The organism is Dehalogenimonas sp. 4OHTPN (assembly GCF_040448695.1).
GTDB lineage: Bacteria > Chloroflexota > Dehalococcoidia > Dehalococcoidales > Dehalococcoidaceae > Dehalogenimonas.
In genome coordinates, this window is sequence record NZ_CP159307.1 from 317,258 (window position 1) to 335,709 (window position 18,452).

An 18,452-nucleotide genomic window follows, 5' to 3' on the forward strand; every position below is an offset into this window, starting at 1 on the left:
TCTAACTATACAGCCATCCGGGATATCCGGCAATTGCCGGCCGTGACTCAGTCGAGACCAACCGGATCGACGTTCAGATGTATCCCGGCCGGCAACTCGGCTTTTTTCAGAAATTCGGCGATATGACGGCCTTTGACGGTCACCTGCCACCGGTAAAGACCTCTCCGCCGGGGCACGAAGGCGGGCGCCGGCCCGATAAATTCAATTCCGGGAATGCCGGCGGCGTCGCGGGACAGTTCCAACCTTTTTTTCAGGTTATGAGCCAGTTTCAGGCCTTCCCCTTCGACAGTGTGACCGACGGTGGCTACCGCCAGCTCGCCGAAGGGCGGGTAGCCCAGCATTCTGCGGAATTCAATTTCCTTCTCGTAAAATGCCGCATAGTCGTGGTTGACGGCCGCCGCCACGGCGTAGTGTCCCGGCTGATAGCTCTGAACGACGACCCTGCCCGGGAATTCACCCCGCCCGGCCCGGCCGGCTACCTGAAGCAGCAGCTGAAAAGTGCGCTCGCCGGCACGGAAATCCGGCAGGTTCAAAGCGGTATCGGCGTTTATTACGCCGACCAGGCCGACTCTGGGAAGGTCAAGCCCCCGGGCCACCACCTGGGTGCCGACCAGAATATCGGCTTTGCCGGAGCGGAAATCGTCGAAGATGCCGTATCCGGCTTCTTTGCCGCGGGCGGCGTCGGAATCCCAGCGCAGGATCCTGGCTTCGGGGAATTCTTTCCTGGTGTCATCCTCCAGCTTCTGCGTCCCCAGTCCCAGGTATTTGATCCGCCTGCCGCCGCAGACCAGACAGGTATCCGGCACCCGGTAGGCGGTGTTGCAGTGATGGCAGATCAGGCGGTTTTCCACTGGGTGAAAGCCCAATGGCAGGCGGCAGTTCCGGCACTTGAGGACTTCGCCGCAGTCGCGGCACTGGATGAAGGTAGCCCCGCCGCGGCGGTTGTAGAAAAGGATGATCTGTTCGCCGTTTGAAAGCGCTGCCCGCATCTCGGCCGCCAGCTTGCGGCTGAATATGGACAGGTTGCCCTGTTTCAGCTCGCTGCGCATATCCACCAGCCAGACTGGCGGCAGCGGGGCGGCCGGCCGGGGAGTCAGCCGGTGAGGCAGTTCCAGCAGGGTGTATTCGCCGGCGGCAGCCCGGAAGCGGGTCTCGATATCGGGTGTCGCCGAACCCAGGAGCAGCGCCGCGCCGGTTTCCCGGGCCAATCGTCGGGCGGCGGCGCGGGCGTGGTACAAAGGGGGAGTCTCCTGCTGTTTGTAGGCCCACTCATGCTCCTCGTCGATGACGATCAGCCCCGGGCTGCTGAACGGGGCGAACAGGGCGCCTCTGGGACCGATGACGATATCATAATGACCTTCGTCCATACCCCGCCACTGATCGTAGCGTTCTCCCAGCGGCAGCCGGCTGTGAAGCACGGCCACTCTGCCGGGGAAGCGGGCGGTGAAACGCTCGATGATCTGGTGCGTCAGCGATATTTCCGGCACCAGTACGATGACCTGTCTGCCCGCCCCGAGAGCGTGAGCCGCGGCTTTGAGATACACCTCGGTTTTACCGGAGCAGGTGACGCCGTGGAGCAGGAAGGCCTGGCCTTCGCGCCTGTCAATGGCTCCGGTAACGGCGTTCACCGCAGCGGTCTGGCCGGGTGTCAGTTCGGGTACGATCGGCAGCTCGACAGCTGCGGGCAGGTTCGGGGCGCGCCGGTTTTCTTCGGCGGCAACCCTGACCAGCCCCCTGGCGGCTAGAGCGGCGACGGCGGATGCGGAGTCACCGCCCAGTGCTTTTCCAAGTTCGGCCGCCGGCAGCCGGCCCCCGGCTTCAAGGAGCCTTCTCAGGGCTGCCGCCTGTTTCGGGGCTTTTTTCCGGAGCCCGGCGGCGGTTTCGGCCGCCCCGGGCTCCACCGCTAAAAAGATCACCCGTTCAAGCCTGGGTTTGACCCTGACCGGCTGCAGCCTGAACCGCCGTTCGATGAGATTGGCCTCCAGCAGGCGGCGCAGCGCCTTGCGCGCTTCCGTCTTGCCGTATAGCTTTTCCAGCTTTTTTTGCTCCTCGGGCTGTTCGGCATCGAGGCTGGACAGCAGGGCTGCCTCGATCTCCGAGAGGGGGAGGTCGGCCGCCGTTGGACGGCGGGTGAAGATTGGTTCGGCTTGCCTCTCGAACCCAGGGGGCAGCCACAGCGCCAAAGAGGGGAACAGCGGCGCCAGATAGTGCCTGGAGATCCAGCGGCTGACCGCTAACTGAGCCGGGGTGAGGCACAGGGGCGGCTCGATGATGCCCGATAAAAGGCGGGTTTGGGCGAAACGCGGCGTTTCGGCCACCTCGATTACAATGCCCTGAAGGACCTTCGGGCCGAAGGGCGCCAGCACCGCCTGTCCCGGCCGGATGGCAAGTCCCGGCGGCAGCTGGTAGCTGAAAGCGTTCCGGCCGGCGGCCGGAGAGTTGACGCTGACCTCGGCGTAAGCCAAAGCGCTCCCCGCTCCGTTAAACTGACCGAGGCTCTCCGCTATCGGAGAGCCTCATGTCGCAGGCATCAGGCGGCGGCTTAAGCCGCCGCTTCTTTTTCTTCCTTGATGCGGGCGGCCTTGCCGGATAAGCCGCGCAGGTAGTACAGCTTGGCGCGGCGGACGCGGCCGCGGCGGGTGACTTCAATCTTGGCGATGAGCGGCGAAGCGAAAGGGAAGATGCGTTCCACGCCGACGCCGTAGGACAGGCGGCGCACCGTGAAATTGCCGCCGTCCGTACCGGAGCGTTTGCGCAGCACCACGCCCTGGAAGACCTGGATGCGCTCCTTGTCGCCTTCGATAATTCGGACGTGCACCTTGACCGTATCGCCGGGGTTGACTTCCGGAAAGTCGGCTTTTACCGCCGGGGGTACCAGTTCAGAGATTCTCATTTACAGGGACTCCTTTAATTGCTGCGCCGGTCTGAACCGGCGGGGATATCAGGTCACAGACTAAATAGTAAATCATAAACCGGGGTCCAATGGCAAGCCCCGGCGTCGGCGCCGACTATATTGACTCAGGCGTATTCGTATTATATTATATTAATAGGAATGATTACTATTAAGAATTGAAATATATGCGTTGCACACGGCAAAAAGAGAAGATTTTAGAGTACCTGCAAGCCACCACCGTTCACCCGACGGCCGAGCAGGTATATGAGAGTGTCAGGAGCAGCCTGCCGCGCATCAGCCGGGGGACCGTCTACCGTAATCTTGAAAAACTCTGCCGCAAGGGTGAAGCCATCGAGCTGTATATCGGCGGCCGGGTGAGCCGCTACGATGCCCGGACCGCTGGTCACGGCCACCTTTGCTGCCGGAGCTGCGGCTTGGTCGCCGACGTCGATATTCCTTTCGATCATACCTTTCATGAGGAAGTGGTAGGGCGGACCGGCTTCAAGGTCAACGGCAGCGCCGTCCAGTTCAACGGGGTATGTCCGGCATGCCAGAAAAAAGAACAGAAAGTTAAAAAGGAGGCAAGGCAATGATTGGTTTCTTCGGTCCCATCGAAAAGCAGACCCTGAAAAACGGCAATTTCAGGCAGGTGTTGTTCACCGGCAAACACGCCCAACTGGTGGTGATGAGCCTCAAACCCGGAGAAGAGATCGGCAACGAAATTCACCATCACGTAGACCAGTTCTTCCGGGTTGAGCAGGGCGAAGCCACCTTTACCCTCGGCGGTGAAAAACACGTCGCCCGCGACGGCGATGCCGTAATCGTCCCGGCCGGGACCTACCACAATGTGGTCAATACCTCCAAAACAGAGACGGTGAAGCTGTACACCATTTATTCTCCGCCGAATCACCCTGACCGCACGGTACATAAAACCAGGGCTGACGCCGAGAAGGCTGAAGCTGAGGAACATCACTAGCCGGCTTTGCCGCGGCGGTGATGGTTAACACAACCCAGACGGGCAACGTGTGAGGTGATATGGATATCGGTCAGTGGGTCATAGTCTATGTAGCCTCTTTAGCGGCGTTTCTGGCAATTGACCTGGTCTGGTTGGGCAAAATCGCCAGGGGATTTTACCGGCGGCAACTGGCCGACCTGATGCTGGAGAAGCTTAAATGGCAGCCGGCGCTGGGCTTTTATCTGCTTTATGTTTTCGGCCTCCTGGTGCTCGTCGTGGCGCCGGCGGTCGAAGCCGGTTCGGCGCTTAAGGCCGGCGGCTTGGGCGCGCTGCTGGGGTGCGTCAGCTATGCCACCTATGACCTGTCCAATTTCGCCACCTTGAAAAAGTGGCCCGCCGCCGTGGTCGCCGCCGATATCGTCTGGGGCGCCTTCCTGACCGGCGCCGTTTCCCTTATCGCCTATGCCGCGGCCCAGGCGGTCGCCGGATAGATGAGCCGTCAACTAATATGAAGGAGTAATATGGAGTACGAACCGCAGTTCAAACGTCTCAGGATTTACAACGCTTTCATGGGATTCCTGCATCTTATCCAGGCGGCTGCGGTGCTGGTTCTCAGCAACGATTTCAAGCTGCCGGTGACCACCTCATTCCTGTCCTTTGATGAGACTATCGGCCGGCTGTGGCCGGTGACCGATGTCTGGATCAATGTGCCGCTCGGGGCTATGGTCGCAGTGTTCCTGCTGCTGTCGGCGGCCGCGCATTTCATCATCGCCTCGCCGCCGGTATTCGGCTGGTATGTCAGAAACCTCAAGACGGGCATCAACTACGCCCGGTGGTACGAATACTCCTTCAGCGCCTCGCTGATGATCGTGCTGATTGCCATGCTGTGCGGCGTGTATGACCTGGGCGCCCTGCTGATGGCCTTTGCACTGACCGCGGTAATGAACCTGTGCGGGCTGGTGATGGAAGTCCACAATCAAACCACCCAGCGGACCAACTGGATTTCCTATACTGTAGGCTGCATCGCCGGCGTGGCGCCGTGGGTAGCCATCGCCATCTATTTCTTCGGCTCGCTGTCCCAGGCTGATGGCGGCGTCCCCACCTTTGTCTATGTCATCCTGCCCACCCTGTTCGTCTTCTTCTTCAGCTTTGCTTTAAACATGGTGCTGCAGTACCGCAAAGTCGGTCCCTGGCGCGACTACCTGTTCGGCGAGCGCGTCTACATCCTGCTCAGCCTGATAGCCAAGTCCGCGCTGGCGTGGCAGGTCTTTGCCGGCACCCTCAGGCCGGTGTAAATCATGGCTGTTAAAGTTGTCACCGACAGCACCTGCGACCTGCCGCCGGAGGTCGCCCGGGATCTGGGCATTGCCATCGTCCCGATTTATGTCCGTTTCGGCGCGGCGGTTTACCGCGACGGCGTTGACATCACGCCCGGCCAGCTTTATCCGAAGCTGATTGCCTCCGATGTGCACCCCGCCACCTCCCAGCCAACCCCGGAGGACTTTGCCGCTGTTTATAAAGAAGCCTCCAGGGATGCGGACGCTATTGTCTCGGTTCATATTTCATCCAGGATCAGCGGCACATTTAATTCCGCCGTCATCGCCGCCAAGGCGTTCAACGGCGTCTGCCCGGTTGAGGTCGTTGATTCCAGGTTCAACTCAGCGGGTCTCGGGCTGGCGGCACTGGCCGCCGCCCGCGCCGCTAAATCCGGGGCCGGCCTGGCTGAAGTGCTCGCTGAAACCAACCTGGCAATCTCCCAGGTCAGGATGTTCGGCTTATTCCGCACCATGAAATACCTGGCCAGGAGCGGCCGCATCAACAAAGCTGTGGCGGCAGCCTCCAGCGTGCTCAACGTCATGCCTTTATTGACCTTCCATGACGGCGAGATCGCCCGCGCCGGCCTGGTGCGCACCGTAGGCAGGGGGATGGAAAAAATCATCGAATTCGTCAGGAAACACGCTCCGGTGACTGAAATCACCGTTGTCCACAGCCGCGCCGCGGAGGAAGCGGAAAAACTGAGAGGCTGGTTGGCGGAGTTCCTGAACGCGGAGAAAATCATGGTCTCGGAGTTGGGGGCGGGGCTCGGGGTTCACGGCGGCCCGGGGGTGCTCCTGATCGGCCTCAGGCGGGCGGGGTGAGATGCCGATGACCCGCTTTGCTCCGGCTCAGAAAATCCTGTTCGCCATTAACGCCGCCGGCGGCATCGCCGTTCTCGGCAGCTACGCTGTTGGCCTGGGTTCCGGCACCGACGCCCTTTGGGGCGGCGTCCCGGCCGCCATCCGCCCTCTGTATGCGGTATCGATGCTGGTATCAGCCCTGGGCTATTTCGCTTTCATCTACTACCTGCTTTTCAAGGTCCAGCCGGAATCGGCCAGCATCGGCTCGGGCGGGAAGTTCCAGCTCTTTAACTGGATCTTTGTCGGCATCCTGCTGCCTTCAGCGCTGTGGATGCCACTGACCAATTTGTATATCGGTTCGCCTTCCGAAGCCTCATGGCTGGCCATCAGGGCGGTGCTTGCCCTGGTCGGATTGGCTTCGATCGCGCTGTCGGCTGCTCTCATACAACTGCGGGGTAACGCCCGCGGCGCCTCCTACCGCCTGGCTGTTGCCGGCAGCCTTTATTTTGCCTTTCATACCACTGTATTGGACGCAGTGGTGTGGGCGGCGCTGTTCAGGTAAGTCGAGGAGCCTATGCTGTGAACGCTGAACTATTCACCGCCGCTGCCCTGGTTATTCTTGGCTACATGACATTTCTCTTCGTAATCGCGGCGTTTACCCGGAACAACAGCGTCGCCGATACCGGCTGGGGCGTCGGTTTCATCGTCGTGACGCTCACGACGCTGGTTACCGCCGGCGATATCTCCGGGGTCAAACTGCTGACCGCGGTCCTGGTCACCGTTTGGGGGATGCGCCTGGCGGTGCGCATTTTCCTGCGCAACCGCGGCCGGGGCGAGGATTTCAGGTATCGGAAAATGAGGCAGGGGTGGGGCCGGGCGTGGCTCCTGAACAGCTACTTCCGGGTCTTCGTCGTCCAGGGCGTTTTGATGTTGCTGGTCGCCGTACCGATTGTCCAGATCAACCATGCTGACGCGCCTCCGTTCGGTCTATTCACCGCGGTCGGCGCCGTAATCTGGCTGGCTGGCTTCATTATTGAAACGACGGCGGATTATCAGCTGGACCGGTTTATCGCCGGTCCCCAGAACAGAGGCAAAGTGCTTCAGTCCGGGCTGTGGCGCTATTCGCGGCACCCCAATTACTTCGGCGAAGTGGTCCAGTGGTGGGGCATATTTGCCATCGCCCTCGGCGTGGAGTATGGTTGGGCAGGCATTATCGGTCCGGTCACAATTACCTTCTTGATTCTTAAGGTCTCCGGGATTCCGATGCTGGAAAAAACGTTGTCCCAAAATCCGGAATATGTTGAATATCAGCGACGCACCAGCAGTTTTATCCCGCTGCCGCCGAAGAAAGGGTGATCCGCCATGCCGAGCCTGAAAGCCTTTTTCACCAACTGGTGGGCGCCGATGCCGCTGCGCCGCAAGATCTACCTGGCCTTCAGGAACAACTGGATTAAAATCAGCCGGCGGCAGAGCTGCTGCGGCCATCCGGGCGAGCCCGGCTGCTGAGAGTCCGCCAAGCCCTCGGTCGAGGGTCAGATAAATCATCCTGTCCGCTAGAGGAGTCCGATGGCCAGATATGACTATGACGTGATCATTCTGGGCGGCGGCATCGCCGGTTTCTCCGCCGCCGGCATGGCCGCCGGCCTCGGTAAAACAGTCCTCCTGGTTGAGAAAGGCCGCCTCGGCGGCAACTGCTCTCTTCGGACCTGCATCCCCACCAAGGCGCTAATCCGCGCCGGCGAGGCTTACGGCAACCTGGGGGCGGCTTCCGAGTTCGGACTGGAGTGCCAGCTTCCGGCGATCGATACCACCCGGGTCAACAAGTACGTCCGCCGCGTCATCGAGGAAGTCGGCGCCATTGATAACCCCGAAAGCTTCAAACAGATGGGCATCGACATTGAGTTCGGTGCCCCCTCGTTCGTGGACCGGCACCGCATCAAGCTGGGCAGCCGCGTTATTTCCGGGAACAAGTTCATCATCGCCACCGGCAGCAGCCCGGCGCGCCTTAACGTTGAGGGCGCCGCCGAGACGCCCTATTTCACCACCGAAAACATTTTCAGCGAGGATAAATTACCGGCGTCGATTATTATTCTCGGCGGCGGTCCCGCCGGCATCGAGTACGCCACCGCTTATTGCGCGCTGGGGCTTAAGGTAACTGTGGTTGAACTGGCTGATACCATCCTGGCTCGTGAAGACAAGGAAATGACCAGGCTGGTGGCCGAGCGGCTGCGCCAGAACGGAGTGACGCTGCTGACCGGCTGGCAGACGGTCAGGCTTTTTCGCACCGGCGAAGAGGTTTCAGCCGAAATCAAGAGCGCGTCCGGCGAGACCATGGTGTTGACCGCGGAGGCCCTTTTGATGACTATTGGCCGTGTCCCCAACCTGGAAGGATTGTCGCTGGAGAAGGCCGGAGTAGCCGTCACCCCGCGCGGCATCAAAACCGACCTGGGGATGCGCACCACGGCGGATAATATCTATGCCGCCGGCGATGTCGTCGGCCCGTTCCAGACCGGCGCGGTGGCTGAATACCAGGCTCTTATCGCCGCCAACAACGCGTTGATCCCGGTGGTTAAAAAACGGGCTGATTACCGCACCATCCTGTGGATAACCTACACCAGCCCGCCGCTGGCCCATGTCGGTTTGACCGAAGAAGAAGCCCGCAAACGCTACGGGGATAAAGTCAAAATTTATCACTATGAATATAGCCGCATGCGGCGGGCCCGGGTGGACCGGCAGGATTTCGGCGTCGCCAAATTCATCACCGACGCCGCGGGCAAGCCGCTGGGCATCCACATCTTGGGACTGCATGCCGAAGAAATGGCTCATGAAGCGGAGCTGCTGAGGGTGTACCGCAAGCCGCTTCATACACTGCATTTCGTCAACCACGCCTATCCGACCTATTCGGAAGCCATTTTCAAGCGCATGGGCGATATCAGCTACCTGGACAGGATGGCCGCCAATCCCATTATCCGGCTCGGCCTGGAGCTGATGCCGGGTTTTGTCAACAACCTGGAAAAACTGAAGAAAAAGCTTTAGCCAGAGTCCGGCGGCTGTTCGGCGCGTATCTCTTCAATCGTTTTCAGGTCGGTCTTGGACAGTTCTGCGCCGCTAAGGAGCTCAGGCCGCCGCATCAGTGTCCGCCTGACCGATTCCTGCCGGCGCCATCTGGCGATGGCGGCATGGTTGCCGGAAAGCAGGATATCCGGCACCTTTAGCCCCCGGAACTCAGGCGGGCGGGTGTAGTGGGGGTATTCCAGCAGTCCTTCAGCCGAAGGGCTGTGAGACTCCTCAAGATGAGACTCGCCGCAGCCCAGCACTCCGGGTATCAGCCGGGCCACGGCGTCGGCCACCACCATGGCCGGCAGTTCCCCGCCGGACAGCACGTAGTCGCCGATGGAAAGCTCGTCGTCAACATAATTCCGGATGCGCTCATCGAAACCCTCGTAGTGGCCGGCGACGAGGATCAGCCGGGGTATTTTCGATAGTTCGGCGGCAAGCGCCTGGTTGAACAGCCGGCCGCCCGGCGAAAGCAGGACGACCCTCGCCTCAGCATCGGCTGACGACCTGACCGCCTCGATAGCTGCCACCACCGGCTCCGGCTTCATCACCATGCCGGCGCCGCCGCCGTAGGGGGAATCGTCAACCACCCGGTGTTTATCGTGCGCCCAGTCCCGGATGTTGTGCAGCCGGATATCCAGCAGGCCGCGGTCTGCCGCCCGTTTTAAAATACTGGCGGCGAAAGGTCCCTGGAACATTTCCGGGAACAGCGTCAGGATGTCAATGCGCACGGATCAATTCTAGCATATCCGTCCGTCTCCGATGGCGGCGGCCGGCGGCATTGTTGAATTATGTTTGCGGCATAAAATCTAGCTTTTAGGGAGCTAGAGAGAGCATCAGAGCGATAGAACATCGCAGACTGGCATGGCAATCAGCCTGGATCGCCTCTATTCACTGCTGTCTCCCTTTGACCAAAACCTGGTTTGGGAGTACATTAGAAACGTGGGTACCGGGCGGTACCCGCAGGCCAAATAAGCGAAAGGAGGTAGGATGGTAGAGAGACAAGCCGTTCTTGGGATTTGGCTGTTTCCCTGGAAACACTCCTCGCTTGGAGGTGGCGAATCCTAGGTTCCGTGTCCGAGGCGAGGAGTCTGGAAGAAGGCTCTTGAGCTTCTCATCAAAGGATTGAAACCCATCTGGTCTTTTTGATCAGGCCGGAGAAGTAAAGAGCGAAGCCGGGGGAAACCCCAAGCAACGAAAACAGAATAATTTCCAGAGGAGCCAAACAACCAAAAAAAGGTTAACAGGTTTCAAACGGAGTTACCGGGCGGGCGATTAAGCGGACTAGCTAGTCGCCCGCCCTGATTTTAATCGTGTCCCCGATCCTGGTCCCGGTCAGCGCCGCCGCGCTGCCGCCCCTGACGGCGATTTCCAGATAGCCGGAGGATCCGATAAGGGCGGCCAGCCCGCCGCCATCGGCATAAGTTTTCACCAGGCCTTCGATGGCGTGCCGGCCGATTTCCACCCTGGGCGCTTTGGTTTGGGGCAGGTCGGAGGCTTTGATGTCGGTGATGATATTGCCGAAGCCGTCGAAATACACCGCGTGCCCCGTCACGTTTCCGTCAGGGCCTGTTTCCGGTCGCGGCAGATCCAGCATATGGATCAGGTTTATGGCCTGGCAGAAAGCCGGAGCCTGGAATCCCTGGGCCAGCATCGCCGCCGCCGGCGCCATGATATCCCGGCCGTTGAAAGTCGGCGACACCGGCTGTCTGAAGAAGCGGGGGTTTGTGATTTCAAAGGCGTGGGCATCGCCGGACAGGGCCAAGCGTTTCAAGCCTGATACCGTCTCTCCGGGACCACTGACGTAATCACGCGCCACATAGGAGAAAATGCCGTTGTCCGGGCCGACGAAAGTACCTTCCGGCGTGCGCAGGATGATGATTTTACGGCTGGTGCCGACCCCGGGATCGACAACAGCCAGGTGAACGGTCGAACGCGGAAAGCAACGGTATACCGTGGACAGCAGGAAAGCCGCCTCGAAGACGTTTTGCGGCTGGATTTTGTGGCTGATATCCACGATCTGGGCCTCCGGCGCGATGCCCAGAATGACACCCTTCAGGGCGGCGGTGTAGCCGCCGGCTTCACCGAAGTCTGTAGTCAGGGTGATGATGGCTGCCACCGCGCCCTCCAGGAATCAAAGGTACGGGTTGCCGCGCCCCGGCGTCAGATGATCAAGAGGACCCAGATTGAGATGAGCACCAGCAGGGCGACCAGGACAATGGTCATCTGGAAGAGAGTTTTTTCAACGCCGCGCTTGGTGCGGAAGACGGTGTCAGCCTGGCCGAAGATGCCCCCCAGCCCGCCGCCTTTGACCTGCAGCAGGGTTGACAGGCCGAGGGTTACCGCCACGACTATTTGCGCAATCAACAAAAAGGTCAGCATTTCTTATCCTTCTTTGAGTTTCGTAAGAATTATATCAGAAGCGGCGGCCGGATTGGCGCGCCCCTTGGACAGCTTCATCAACTGGCCGACCAGGAATTTCAGCGACTGCTCCTTGCCGGCTTTGTAGTCGGCGACGGCGTTCGGGTTATCGGCGATGATTTTTGCCGCCATTTCAGCGATGGCGCCGTCGTCGGAAATCTGGGCCAGGCCTTTCTCGGCGATGATCGCCTCGGCGCCTTTGCCCGTTTGCCACATCTCGTCGAGGACGGTCTTGGCGGTGGCGGTGTTAACCGTACCCTTGCCCGTCGCGGTGATCAGCCCGGCCAGCGCGGCGGCCGGCACCTTATCGGCAAAAGCGGCGATGTCGATACCGGCGGCGTTGATGATGCGGGAAACCTCGCCGGCAACCCAGTTGGCGGCGTCTTTGGGCGTCAGCTTCATATCGGCGGACAGTACTGCCTCAAAGTAGTCGGCCGTGTCTCGGGCGGCGGTCAGCAGCGAGGCATCGTATTCGGAAAGCTGGTAGTCGGTCATGAACCGGGCCTGCCGCGCCTCGGGCAGCTCCGGCAGGCTGGCGCGGATCCTGGCGATCCATTCATCGTCAAACTTCAGCGGCGGCAAATCCGGCTCCGGGAAGTAGCGGTAGTCGTGGGCGAACTCTTTGCTCCGCTGCGAGACGGTTTCGCCTTTATCGTCAACCCAGCCCCGGGTCTCCTGCCGGACGCGGACGCCCGCGTCATAGTCCCTGGCCTGCCGCTTTTCCTCGTATTCTAATGCCCGGAACACGGCGCGGAAGGAGTTCATGTTCTTGACTTCCACCTTGGGGTTGAACTTTGTCTCGCCGCGCGGCCGCAGCGAGATGTTGGCATCGCAGCGGAAAGAACCCTCTTCCATGTTGGCCACTGACACGCCGAGGTATCGTAAAATCGAACGTAATTTTTGAAGGTACTGCCGCGCCTCCTCCGGGGTGCGCATGTCAGGCTCCGAGACGATCTCCATCAGCGGCACGCCGGAGCGGTTGACATCAACCAGGGAATAGCCCGGCCCGCCGATCTCGTCGCGGTGGAGCAGCTTGGCCACGTCCTCCTCGAGGTGGACGCGGGTGATGCCGATGCGCCGGGTCTGCCCGTCGGCGGTAATGTCTATCCAACCCTGGCGGCCGATGGGCTCGTCGTACTGGGAAATCTGATAGCCCTTCATCAGGTCCGGGTAGGGATAGTTCTTGCGGTCGAACTTTGAATGCGGCGCGATGGTGCAGTTCAAAGCCAGCGCCGTCAACATGGTGAACTCCACGGCCTTCTTGTTGATCACCGGCAGGACGCCGGGAGCGCCGAGACACACCGGGCAGACGCGGCTGTTCGGCAGGGCGTCGGCGTAGTCGGAAGCGCAGCGGCAGTACATCTTGCTGGCAGTGGCCAGCTGCGCGTGGACCTCCAGCCCGATGACCGTCTCGTATTTATTGGATATGGCGTTCGTCATGAAATTAACCTTGTAAGTATAGCAGGGGCAGATGGGGCGGGCAACGGCATTGCTCTTTCCATCCCGGAGGATAATAATGTCCTTGAGGAGTGATCATGGAACCGGGTATCGTCGCCGGAATCATCGGCCTGGTGATAATCCTCGTCGCGGGCGCCGTTTTCTTCAAAGTGGGCCGCGGTTTGTCATCGAGACGCCGGGACGGTCAGACCGGCTCGGACCCAGGATTCCCGTTTTTCATCCATTTCGGCGCTGATGGCCGGGGCGAACCCGACGGCGAGACCGGGCCGGATAACTCGGACGGCTGCGGCGGCGACGGCGGTGACGGTGGCAGCGGCGACTGATCCGGCGCCGGGAAACCCCTCGGCGTACATAATTCCTTCATCATTTTGAGGCATAATAAAAAGGTGCTACCGTAATAAGGTCGGGTTAGCCCCATGGCCTTGAAAGGATGCTCGCATGGAAACGGTGCCCTCCGCCCCTCAGGATAGTTACTACCGGCCGGGGCCTTCCGGCATTGCGGCGCCGCCGAAAAAATCAGGCGGCGGCTGGCTTGTCTCGCTACTGCTGGTCATTGTTCTTATCGGCACCGGTGTCAACGGCGCCCTCTGGCTGCAGGAAAAAGACAGCTTGGACCAGGCCGGCGCCGACGTCTCGGCGCTGAACACCCAGAACTCCGCCCTGCAGACATCTCTCAGTCAGGCGCAGGCCGGGGCTTCGTCGCTTCAGGCTGACCTGGCGGCATTGCAGCAGACAGTCGCCGGACTCGGCACAACGACGCCGCCTCCGGCTTCATCGACCGACTTCACCGTCGCGGCCAGGAAAATCGAGCCCTACACCGTTTATGTCGAAGCCTCCGGGCGCAGCGGCGCCGGCACCGGCTCCGGCACCATCATCAGGGCTAATGGCTTCGTACTGACCAACCAGCACGTCATCAGCGGCGCCACCTCTATCTGGGTCACTTTGAAAACCGGTGAATCCTTCAGCGCCACCCTGATCAACTCGAACGCCGACCTGGATGCCGCGGTACTCAAGCTGAATACCACCCGTACCGACTTTCCCTTCGCCGCCCTCGGCTCATCGGCCGGGGTGGTCATCGGCCAGCAGGTGCTGGCCTGCGGCTTCCCGCTGGGGTCTGACCTGTTCGGCAACGCCCAGTTCGGTCCGGCTTCCTTCACCGCCGGCATCGTCTCAGCCATCCGCAACCTGCCTTCTGCGAATACCGAAAACCCTAACGTCAGGCTCGACTACATTCAAATGGACGCCGATATCAACCCGGGCAACTCCGGCGGGGGCCTGTTCAATCTGAACGGGGAACTCATCGGCATTCCGGCTTACGGATTCGCCACCGGCATTAACGCCTCCATTCCCATAGACGCGGTCAAAGCGCTGATCCAGAGCGCCGCGGGTTAACGGGCACTATGATATGAAAAACGCCGTCACCGCCGCCATCATCGCCGTCGTTATCCTGGCTAACGGGGGCATCGCCCTGTTGCGGGCCGATGCCGGCAGCCAGCTTCAGGCCGACCAGTCGCAAATCGCTTCGCTGGTGACCGCCAACGATGCGGCCAAGACCCAGATTGACGCCCTGATTGCGGCGCAGGCTCAAACCGCGGCGTCGCTGGTAACGCTGCGGACCGCTGTCGCCCAATTGGCGCAGGGTGCCGGCGCGGCTCAGGCTGAATTCAATACCGTGATGCAGGCCATCAAGCCTTCGGTGGTCAAACTCAACGCCACCGGTCCCGGCCTCAGGGGCTACGGCTCCGGGGTGATCGTCAGATCCAGCGGCTACGTCCTGACCGTCCTGCACGCCGTAAGCGGCGCCGGTTCGATCACCGTTACCCTGAGCACCGGGGAGCAGTTCCAGGCCACGATCACAGCTTCAGACGCCGCCTCCAACCTGGCTTTGCTTAAAATGACGACGACCCGTACCGATTTCCCGGCGGCGCCTGTTGGTTCGATCAATAATCTATCACTGGCCCAGACGGTAATCGCCGCCGGCTTCCCGCTGAGCCCGGAACTGGACGGTCCCGCCACCTTCACCGTCGGCATCGTTTCGGCGCTGCGCACCGCCGCCGACTATTATTTTGTTCAGAGCGACGCTGATATCGCCCCCGGCAGCGGCGGCGGCGGCCTGTTCACCCTGGACGGCCGACTGGTGGCCGTCGCCTCGCTGGCGCAGGCGGACGGCATTTACCTCTACATCCCCGTTAACGCCGCGGCTTCGCTCCTGGCCGGCATCGGCTGAAGTCTGCTGGTCGTCCCGAAATAGAGTATTGACAACCGCTCATTGCGGGCATAAAGTAGAGCCAACCCGATATCAGGAGCGCCGAATTGAAGCGCCTGGCTCCAATATTGCTGGTTGCTGTATTTGTCCTCGCCCTTTTTTCCATTCTTCCCGTGTCGCTTTCCGCCGCTGACTACGAACTCCACGATGTCATGAACGGGGCCGTCCCCGGACTGAGCGTGATCGTCAACGGTTCCGGTCAGGGCTACTACGGCCAGTCGATTCGCGCCACCTTCTCCAATAACACCGGCACCCCGCTTACTGTGAAGGTCCCCATCGGCCTGGCGCTGCTGCCGCAGAATACCGGCGTTCAGACGATGTATACCGCCGGCGCCGAGACAATTTCCGTTCCCCCCGGCAGCAGCCAGGGACTGATCGTTGCCTTTTGCGGGGAACAGCATGACACCGGCCCTAGAAGTTCCGATGTCTTCACCGCCGGCGGTTTCGCCACCGGCAGCCTGCTGCAGACGCTGAGGAACATCAACCGCTCCGGAGACTTCAGCTTCAATGCCCAGGCCGCGGTCTGGCACCATACCGACGGCAATGACATCACCGGCAATGAAATCGCCCAGGATCTCGCCGCGGGCTTCGGCGCGGCCGGCGCGGCGGCCGCCGCCGGGCTAGCCGGTTCGGCGCTGGCCGGCGGGACGGCGCTCCTTCTGAACCGGATCGAACGGGGCGGCGGTTCCGCCGAAACAGAAACAGCGCCGTGGCCGGAAGAAACCGAAGAACCGCTGGTTGCTCCGCTCGAGGGTATTGAAAACCGGATTGTGCCGGACTACATTCCGGAAACGCTGCCGCCGGAACTCCGACCGCCGATTGAAATCGCTGAAATACCTCCGCCCGAGGACCCGGCTGACGGCGTGATGGTAGCCGGAGGCAACCTCGAAGATATAATCGATGATATTAAGCGGGCCTGGGATAAGTACCGGGAACTTCGTGATGCCAACAGGGCGGAGCCTCCGGCGACGCGGCCTGAGATTTTTGAATCGCTAACGAACAAAGACCCGTGGGATAAGCGGGTCCGTGACTGGTGGGAAAACGTCAAACGCCACGCTCCCTGGGGCGAGGGCGATCCTCCGGAACAGGTCAGACGCCAGACGGAGCTGGAGCAGGAGGGGGGCCGCCGGATACAGCGAGGGGTGTTCGGCAGTGGCGCGGAGCTGACCCGGGCTCTCGGCCAGCCGCCGGAACAGTTGATCCAGCAGGTGGAACAGGAAATCGTGGCGGATAAAGGCAAGAAAACCATCAAGTTCGTCCGCCAGATGAACCAACTGGTTACCCCTGCGGTCGAAAATGTTAAAAGATTGCCGGGGGGTGATGTAGCTCGGGACTTGTCCGGGGCACCACTGGCATATTTCGATTATAAGACTCCGGATGCCGGTGACGCTGTAGAGACGTTGGCCGGTGTCAAAAAAGACGACGCAGCTCACCAGGCTTACGCTGAATTCTTCCAGAAACATGACGGGCCGCCGGACAGGAGTAATCCGGCTCAGGTACAAGAGTTTATGGATATGTACAACCGGATCAAGAGCAGGTGAGTTATGGCGCAGACGGATTCCAGAATCCCTGAACCGCCGTCACTCCATCCGCTGGAGGCGTTCGAACTATTCTATTTTTTCTGCGCCGCCCATCGTGAGGGCCGGATAACCTTCCGCCAGTTTACTGAAGGCATGAAAGCCTTCCGCTTTTACGATGAACGCCAGCAGGTCTGGACCATCGGCGCCGGCACCGGCCGCTGGTACCGGCTGGACGGCGGCCGGTGGCTTGCAGGCGAGCCGAACAGCAGGCTGACAGCTACCGCATTAAAAGGCTGGTACGATTATTTCCAGCGCATCGGACAGCCGAAAGGCTGCGCCCGCTGCGGTGTCAAGGTACCCGCCGGTTCCAAATTCTGCTTGAACTGCGGCGCTCCGGTCACCGCCGCTCCGGCCTCGAAAGAAACCGGCCAAAAACCCGTCTACTGCCGCCAATGCGGCCAGCCTGTTGCCGCCGGGGCTAAATTCTGTAACGCTTGCGGGACCAGGAGGCAATAGCGTGCTCGATACCGTTCTGATGATCGCGGGCTACGCCTCGGTGCCGCTGGTGCTGCTGTCGGTTTTTGCCATGGTGCGCACCATCGGCAAGCCGCGGCCGCTGGTGGCATCAGGGCTGGCTCTCCAGATTGCTTTTTCCGCCGCGTTCCTGGTGCTTTACAGGTTGCTGCTCGATATCGGTGAACCGACCACTCTTTCGCTGGCTTTGCTCGCTGCCGGCCTGGCCGGCGGCGCCTTCCAGGGCTTTACCACCAAACTGGATGTCTCAGGTGACAAGGTCACCGCCAAACGGTCCGTTCTCTACTTGCTCATCTGGGGTCTTTCCTTCAGTGCCACCCAGCTTCTGGCCATGCTCGGTCAGACCACTATCGCCGCCTACGGCCTGTCGTCGGTTTACCTGGCCACCGGCATCGCCGTCGGCATGAACGGCACCCTGCTGGCGCGGCGTATGATGGTCTCAGCGACAGGTCAACAAATTGGGACGAAAGCCTTTTCGGCCTGCCCGGCTTGCGGCTCGGCCAACGCGCCCGGGCGGAAATTCTGCGCCGGTTGCGGCCGGCCGCTGGCGGCGGTGAAAGTTCCGGTAAATTCCTGTCCCGCCTGCGGCGGCCAGGCGGCGCCTGGTCAGCGCTTCTGCAACCGATGCGGGCAATCCATCACCTGAAACATCAGTTATCAAGGAGCCTTGAATATGCGGTGTCCAAAATGCGGCGGCGCCAATGAGTCCGGGTCCCGCTTTTGCGGTGTTTGCGGCGCTGCTATGGCATCAGCCCGCCCGGCAGCGCCTCCGCCGGCGCCTGCTCCAAGCCAGGTCTATTGCCAGCGCTGCGGTGCGCCCAATCCGGCCGGCAGCAAATTCTGCGAAGGCTGCGGTTCTGCCATGGGGACGGCTGCGGCGGCCCAGCCCGCCGCCCCGGCGGGCGCGGCGCCGGCTAAAGCTGCGGCAGGCAAACCTCCGGGTGCCCTATGGGTGCTGCCGGTCCTCTTCGGCTGGCTGGGCGGTATCATCGCCTGGGCGGCGGCTACCGGGACCAATCCTTCGACGGCGCGCAAAATGCTGGCGCTGGGTTTTTTGGTTACCCTGATATGGGTCGGCGTGGTAATCGCCCTGGATATGGCCGAGTCCGGCTTTTCGTTCTCCGATTTCAGTTTCGAGTAACACTACCGGACTTTGTCCCAATGGGCTGGCGCCCTCGTTTTTGGGCCCAGACTTTTTCAAACTCCGCCCGCGGGCATTGGTGGGATAATC

General features: G+C 61.0%; 22 protein-coding genes. 16 read left to right on the top strand and 6 right to left on the bottom strand.

Features of this window, described 5'->3' with window-relative positions; all coding sequences use genetic code 11:
* Positions 1-47: 47 nt before the first annotated feature.
* Positions 48-2,465 carry a primosomal protein N' gene (gene priA, locus ABV300_RS01650; protein WP_353714824.1) on the bottom strand — a complete coding sequence of 806 codons (2,418 nt, stop codon included), beginning with the start codon at positions 2,463-2,465 and terminating at the stop codon, positions 48-50.
* A gap of 77 nt (positions 2,466-2,542) precedes the next feature.
* Positions 2,543-2,893, bottom strand: a complete 351-nt coding sequence (gene rplS / locus ABV300_RS01655; RefSeq protein ID WP_353714825.1) for a 50S ribosomal protein L19 — start codon at positions 2,891-2,893, stop codon at positions 2,543-2,545.
* Between the two features lie 185 nt (positions 2,894-3,078).
* Here rplS and ABV300_RS01660 point away from each other — a divergent pair, with 185 nt between their 5' ends.
* From ABV300_RS01660 to ABV300_RS01700, 9 genes are read left to right on the top strand one after another with little or no spacing between them, the layout of a single operon-like run.
* Positions 3,079-3,486, top strand: coding sequence for a transcriptional repressor (locus ABV300_RS01660; protein WP_353714826.1), 408 nt, complete (start codon positions 3,079-3,081; stop codon positions 3,484-3,486).
* On the top strand, positions 3,483-3,869 hold the full coding sequence (locus ABV300_RS01665; RefSeq protein ID WP_353714827.1) for a cupin domain-containing protein: 387 nt from the start codon (positions 3,483-3,485) through the stop codon (positions 3,867-3,869). Before ABV300_RS01660 ends, ABV300_RS01665 begins: the two co-directional genes overlap by 4 nt.
* Before the next feature lie 59 nt (positions 3,870-3,928).
* Positions 3,929-4,339 (top strand): DUF2177 family protein, encoded by a 411-nt coding sequence (locus ABV300_RS01670; protein ID WP_353714828.1) that lies wholly within the window; start codon positions 3,929-3,931, stop codon positions 4,337-4,339.
* Positions 4,340-4,369: 30 nt separating this feature from the next.
* Positions 4,370-5,143 (top strand): heliorhodopsin HeR, encoded by a 774-nt coding sequence (gene heR, locus ABV300_RS01675; protein ID WP_353714829.1) that lies wholly within the window; start codon positions 4,370-4,372, stop codon positions 5,141-5,143.
* 3 nt (positions 5,144-5,146) lie between these two features.
* Positions 5,147-5,986 carry a DegV family protein gene (locus ABV300_RS01680; RefSeq protein ID WP_353714830.1) on the top strand — a complete coding sequence of 280 codons (840 nt, stop codon included), beginning with the start codon at positions 5,147-5,149 and terminating at the stop codon, positions 5,984-5,986.
* A gap of 1 nt (position 5,987) precedes the next feature.
* Positions 5,988-6,527, top strand: coding sequence for a hypothetical protein (locus ABV300_RS01685; protein ID WP_353714831.1), 540 nt, complete (start codon positions 5,988-5,990; stop codon positions 6,525-6,527).
* Positions 6,528-6,544: 17 nt separating this feature from the next.
* The gene (locus ABV300_RS01690; protein ID WP_353714832.1) at positions 6,545-7,321 is read left to right on the top strand and encodes a DUF1295 domain-containing protein; all 777 of its coding nucleotides are present in this window, start codon (positions 6,545-6,547) and stop codon (positions 7,319-7,321) included.
* 6 nt (positions 7,322-7,327) lie between these two features.
* Positions 7,328-7,471: a hypothetical protein gene (locus ABV300_RS01695; RefSeq protein ID WP_186007569.1), complete on the top strand. Its 144-nt coding sequence runs from the start codon at positions 7,328-7,330 to the stop codon at positions 7,469-7,471.
* Positions 7,472-7,531: 60 nt separating this feature from the next.
* The gene (locus tag ABV300_RS01700; protein WP_353714833.1) at positions 7,532-9,001 is read left to right on the top strand and encodes an NAD(P)/FAD-dependent oxidoreductase; all 1,470 of its coding nucleotides are present in this window, start codon (positions 7,532-7,534) and stop codon (positions 8,999-9,001) included.
* Here ABV300_RS01700 and trmD read toward each other — a convergent pair.
* The 4 genes from trmD to gatB all read right to left on the bottom strand — a co-directional run bounded on the left by trmD (position 8,998) and on the right by gatB (position 12,883).
* Complete coding sequence (trmD, locus tag ABV300_RS01705) at positions 8,998-9,753, bottom strand: tRNA (guanosine(37)-N1)-methyltransferase TrmD (protein ID WP_353714834.1); 756 nt, start codon at positions 9,751-9,753, stop codon at positions 8,998-9,000. The genes ABV300_RS01700 and trmD overlap by 4 nt on opposite strands.
* A 557-nt stretch (positions 9,754-10,310) precedes the next feature.
* Positions 10,311-11,141 carry an SAM-dependent chlorinase/fluorinase gene (locus tag ABV300_RS01710; RefSeq protein ID WP_353714835.1) on the bottom strand — a complete coding sequence of 277 codons (831 nt, stop codon included), beginning with the start codon at positions 11,139-11,141 and terminating at the stop codon, positions 10,311-10,313.
* 44 nt (positions 11,142-11,185) lie between these two features.
* The gene (gene secG / locus ABV300_RS01715; protein WP_353714836.1) at positions 11,186-11,404 is read right to left on the bottom strand and encodes a preprotein translocase subunit SecG; all 219 of its coding nucleotides are present in this window, start codon (positions 11,402-11,404) and stop codon (positions 11,186-11,188) included.
* Between the two features lie 3 nt (positions 11,405-11,407).
* On the bottom strand, positions 11,408-12,883 hold the full coding sequence (gene gatB / locus ABV300_RS01720; protein WP_353714837.1) for an Asp-tRNA(Asn)/Glu-tRNA(Gln) amidotransferase subunit GatB: 1,476 nt from the start codon (positions 12,881-12,883) through the stop codon (positions 11,408-11,410).
* Positions 12,884-12,978: 95 nt separating this feature from the next.
* Between gatB and ABV300_RS01725 the strand changes: the two genes are divergently transcribed.
* The 7 genes from ABV300_RS01725 to ABV300_RS01755 all read left to right on the top strand — a co-directional run bounded on the left by ABV300_RS01725 (position 12,979) and on the right by ABV300_RS01755 (position 18,362).
* Positions 12,979-13,224: a hypothetical protein gene (locus tag ABV300_RS01725; RefSeq protein WP_353714838.1), complete on the top strand. Its 246-nt coding sequence runs from the start codon at positions 12,979-12,981 to the stop codon at positions 13,222-13,224.
* Positions 13,225-13,339: 115 nt separating this feature from the next.
* Positions 13,340-14,293, top strand: coding sequence for a trypsin-like peptidase domain-containing protein (locus ABV300_RS01730; RefSeq protein WP_353714839.1), 954 nt, complete (start codon positions 13,340-13,342; stop codon positions 14,291-14,293).
* A 13-nt stretch (positions 14,294-14,306) separates the two neighbouring features.
* On the top strand, positions 14,307-15,128 hold the full coding sequence (locus ABV300_RS01735) for a trypsin-like peptidase domain-containing protein (protein ID WP_353714840.1): 822 nt from the start codon (positions 14,307-14,309) through the stop codon (positions 15,126-15,128).
* Between the two features lie 86 nt (positions 15,129-15,214).
* Positions 15,215-16,708, top strand: coding sequence for a hypothetical protein (locus ABV300_RS01740; protein ID WP_353714841.1), 1,494 nt, complete (start codon positions 15,215-15,217; stop codon positions 16,706-16,708).
* A gap of 3 nt (positions 16,709-16,711) precedes the next feature.
* Positions 16,712-17,203: a zinc ribbon domain-containing protein gene (locus ABV300_RS01745; protein WP_353714842.1), complete on the top strand. Its 492-nt coding sequence runs from the start codon at positions 16,712-16,714 to the stop codon at positions 17,201-17,203.
* A gap of 1 nt (position 17,204) precedes the next feature.
* Positions 17,205-17,867 (top strand): zinc ribbon domain-containing protein, encoded by a 663-nt coding sequence (locus tag ABV300_RS01750; RefSeq protein ID WP_353714843.1) that lies wholly within the window; start codon positions 17,205-17,207, stop codon positions 17,865-17,867.
* A 27-nt stretch (positions 17,868-17,894) separates the two neighbouring features.
* Positions 17,895-18,362, top strand: a complete 468-nt coding sequence (locus ABV300_RS01755) for a zinc ribbon domain-containing protein (RefSeq protein WP_353714844.1) — start codon at positions 17,895-17,897, stop codon at positions 18,360-18,362.
* The last annotated feature ends 90 nt before the right edge of the window (positions 18,363-18,452 follow it).

Bases quoted from the DNA above. Each gene is read 5' to 3' on its own strand.
- rplS (WP_353714825.1), bottom strand. From the start codon at position 2,893: ATGAGAATCTCTGAACTGGTACCCCCGGCGGTAAAAGCCGACTTTCCG.
- ABV300_RS01660 (WP_353714826.1), top strand. From the start codon at position 3,079: ATGCGTTGCACACGGCAAAAAGAGAAGATTTTAGAGTACCTGCAAGCC.
- ABV300_RS01665 (WP_353714827.1), top strand. From the start codon at position 3,483: ATGATTGGTTTCTTCGGTCCCATCGAAAAGCAGACCCTGAAAAACGGC.
- ABV300_RS01670 (WP_353714828.1), top strand. From the start codon at position 3,929: ATGGATATCGGTCAGTGGGTCATAGTCTATGTAGCCTCTTTAGCGGCG.
- heR (WP_353714829.1), top strand. From the start codon at position 4,370: ATGGAGTACGAACCGCAGTTCAAACGTCTCAGGATTTACAACGCTTTC.
- ABV300_RS01680 (WP_353714830.1), top strand. From the start codon at position 5,147: ATGGCTGTTAAAGTTGTCACCGACAGCACCTGCGACCTGCCGCCGGAG.
- ABV300_RS01685 (WP_353714831.1), top strand. From the start codon at position 5,988: ATGCCGATGACCCGCTTTGCTCCGGCTCAGAAAATCCTGTTCGCCATT.
- ABV300_RS01695 (WP_186007569.1), top strand. From the start codon at position 7,328: ATGCCGAGCCTGAAAGCCTTTTTCACCAACTGGTGGGCGCCGATGCCG.
- ABV300_RS01700 (WP_353714833.1), top strand. From the start codon at position 7,532: ATGGCCAGATATGACTATGACGTGATCATTCTGGGCGGCGGCATCGCC.
- secG (WP_353714836.1), bottom strand. From the start codon at position 11,404: ATGCTGACCTTTTTGTTGATTGCGCAAATAGTCGTGGCGGTAACCCTC.
- gatB (WP_353714837.1), bottom strand. From the start codon at position 12,883: ATGACGAACGCCATATCCAATAAATACGAGACGGTCATCGGGCTGGAG.
- ABV300_RS01725 (WP_353714838.1), top strand. From the start codon at position 12,979: ATGGAACCGGGTATCGTCGCCGGAATCATCGGCCTGGTGATAATCCTC.
- ABV300_RS01730 (WP_353714839.1), top strand. From the start codon at position 13,340: ATGGAAACGGTGCCCTCCGCCCCTCAGGATAGTTACTACCGGCCGGGG.
- ABV300_RS01735 (WP_353714840.1), top strand. From the start codon at position 14,307: ATGAAAAACGCCGTCACCGCCGCCATCATCGCCGTCGTTATCCTGGCT.
- ABV300_RS01745 (WP_353714842.1), top strand. From the start codon at position 16,712: ATGGCGCAGACGGATTCCAGAATCCCTGAACCGCCGTCACTCCATCCG.
- ABV300_RS01755 (WP_353714844.1), top strand. From the start codon at position 17,895: ATGCGGTGTCCAAAATGCGGCGGCGCCAATGAGTCCGGGTCCCGCTTT.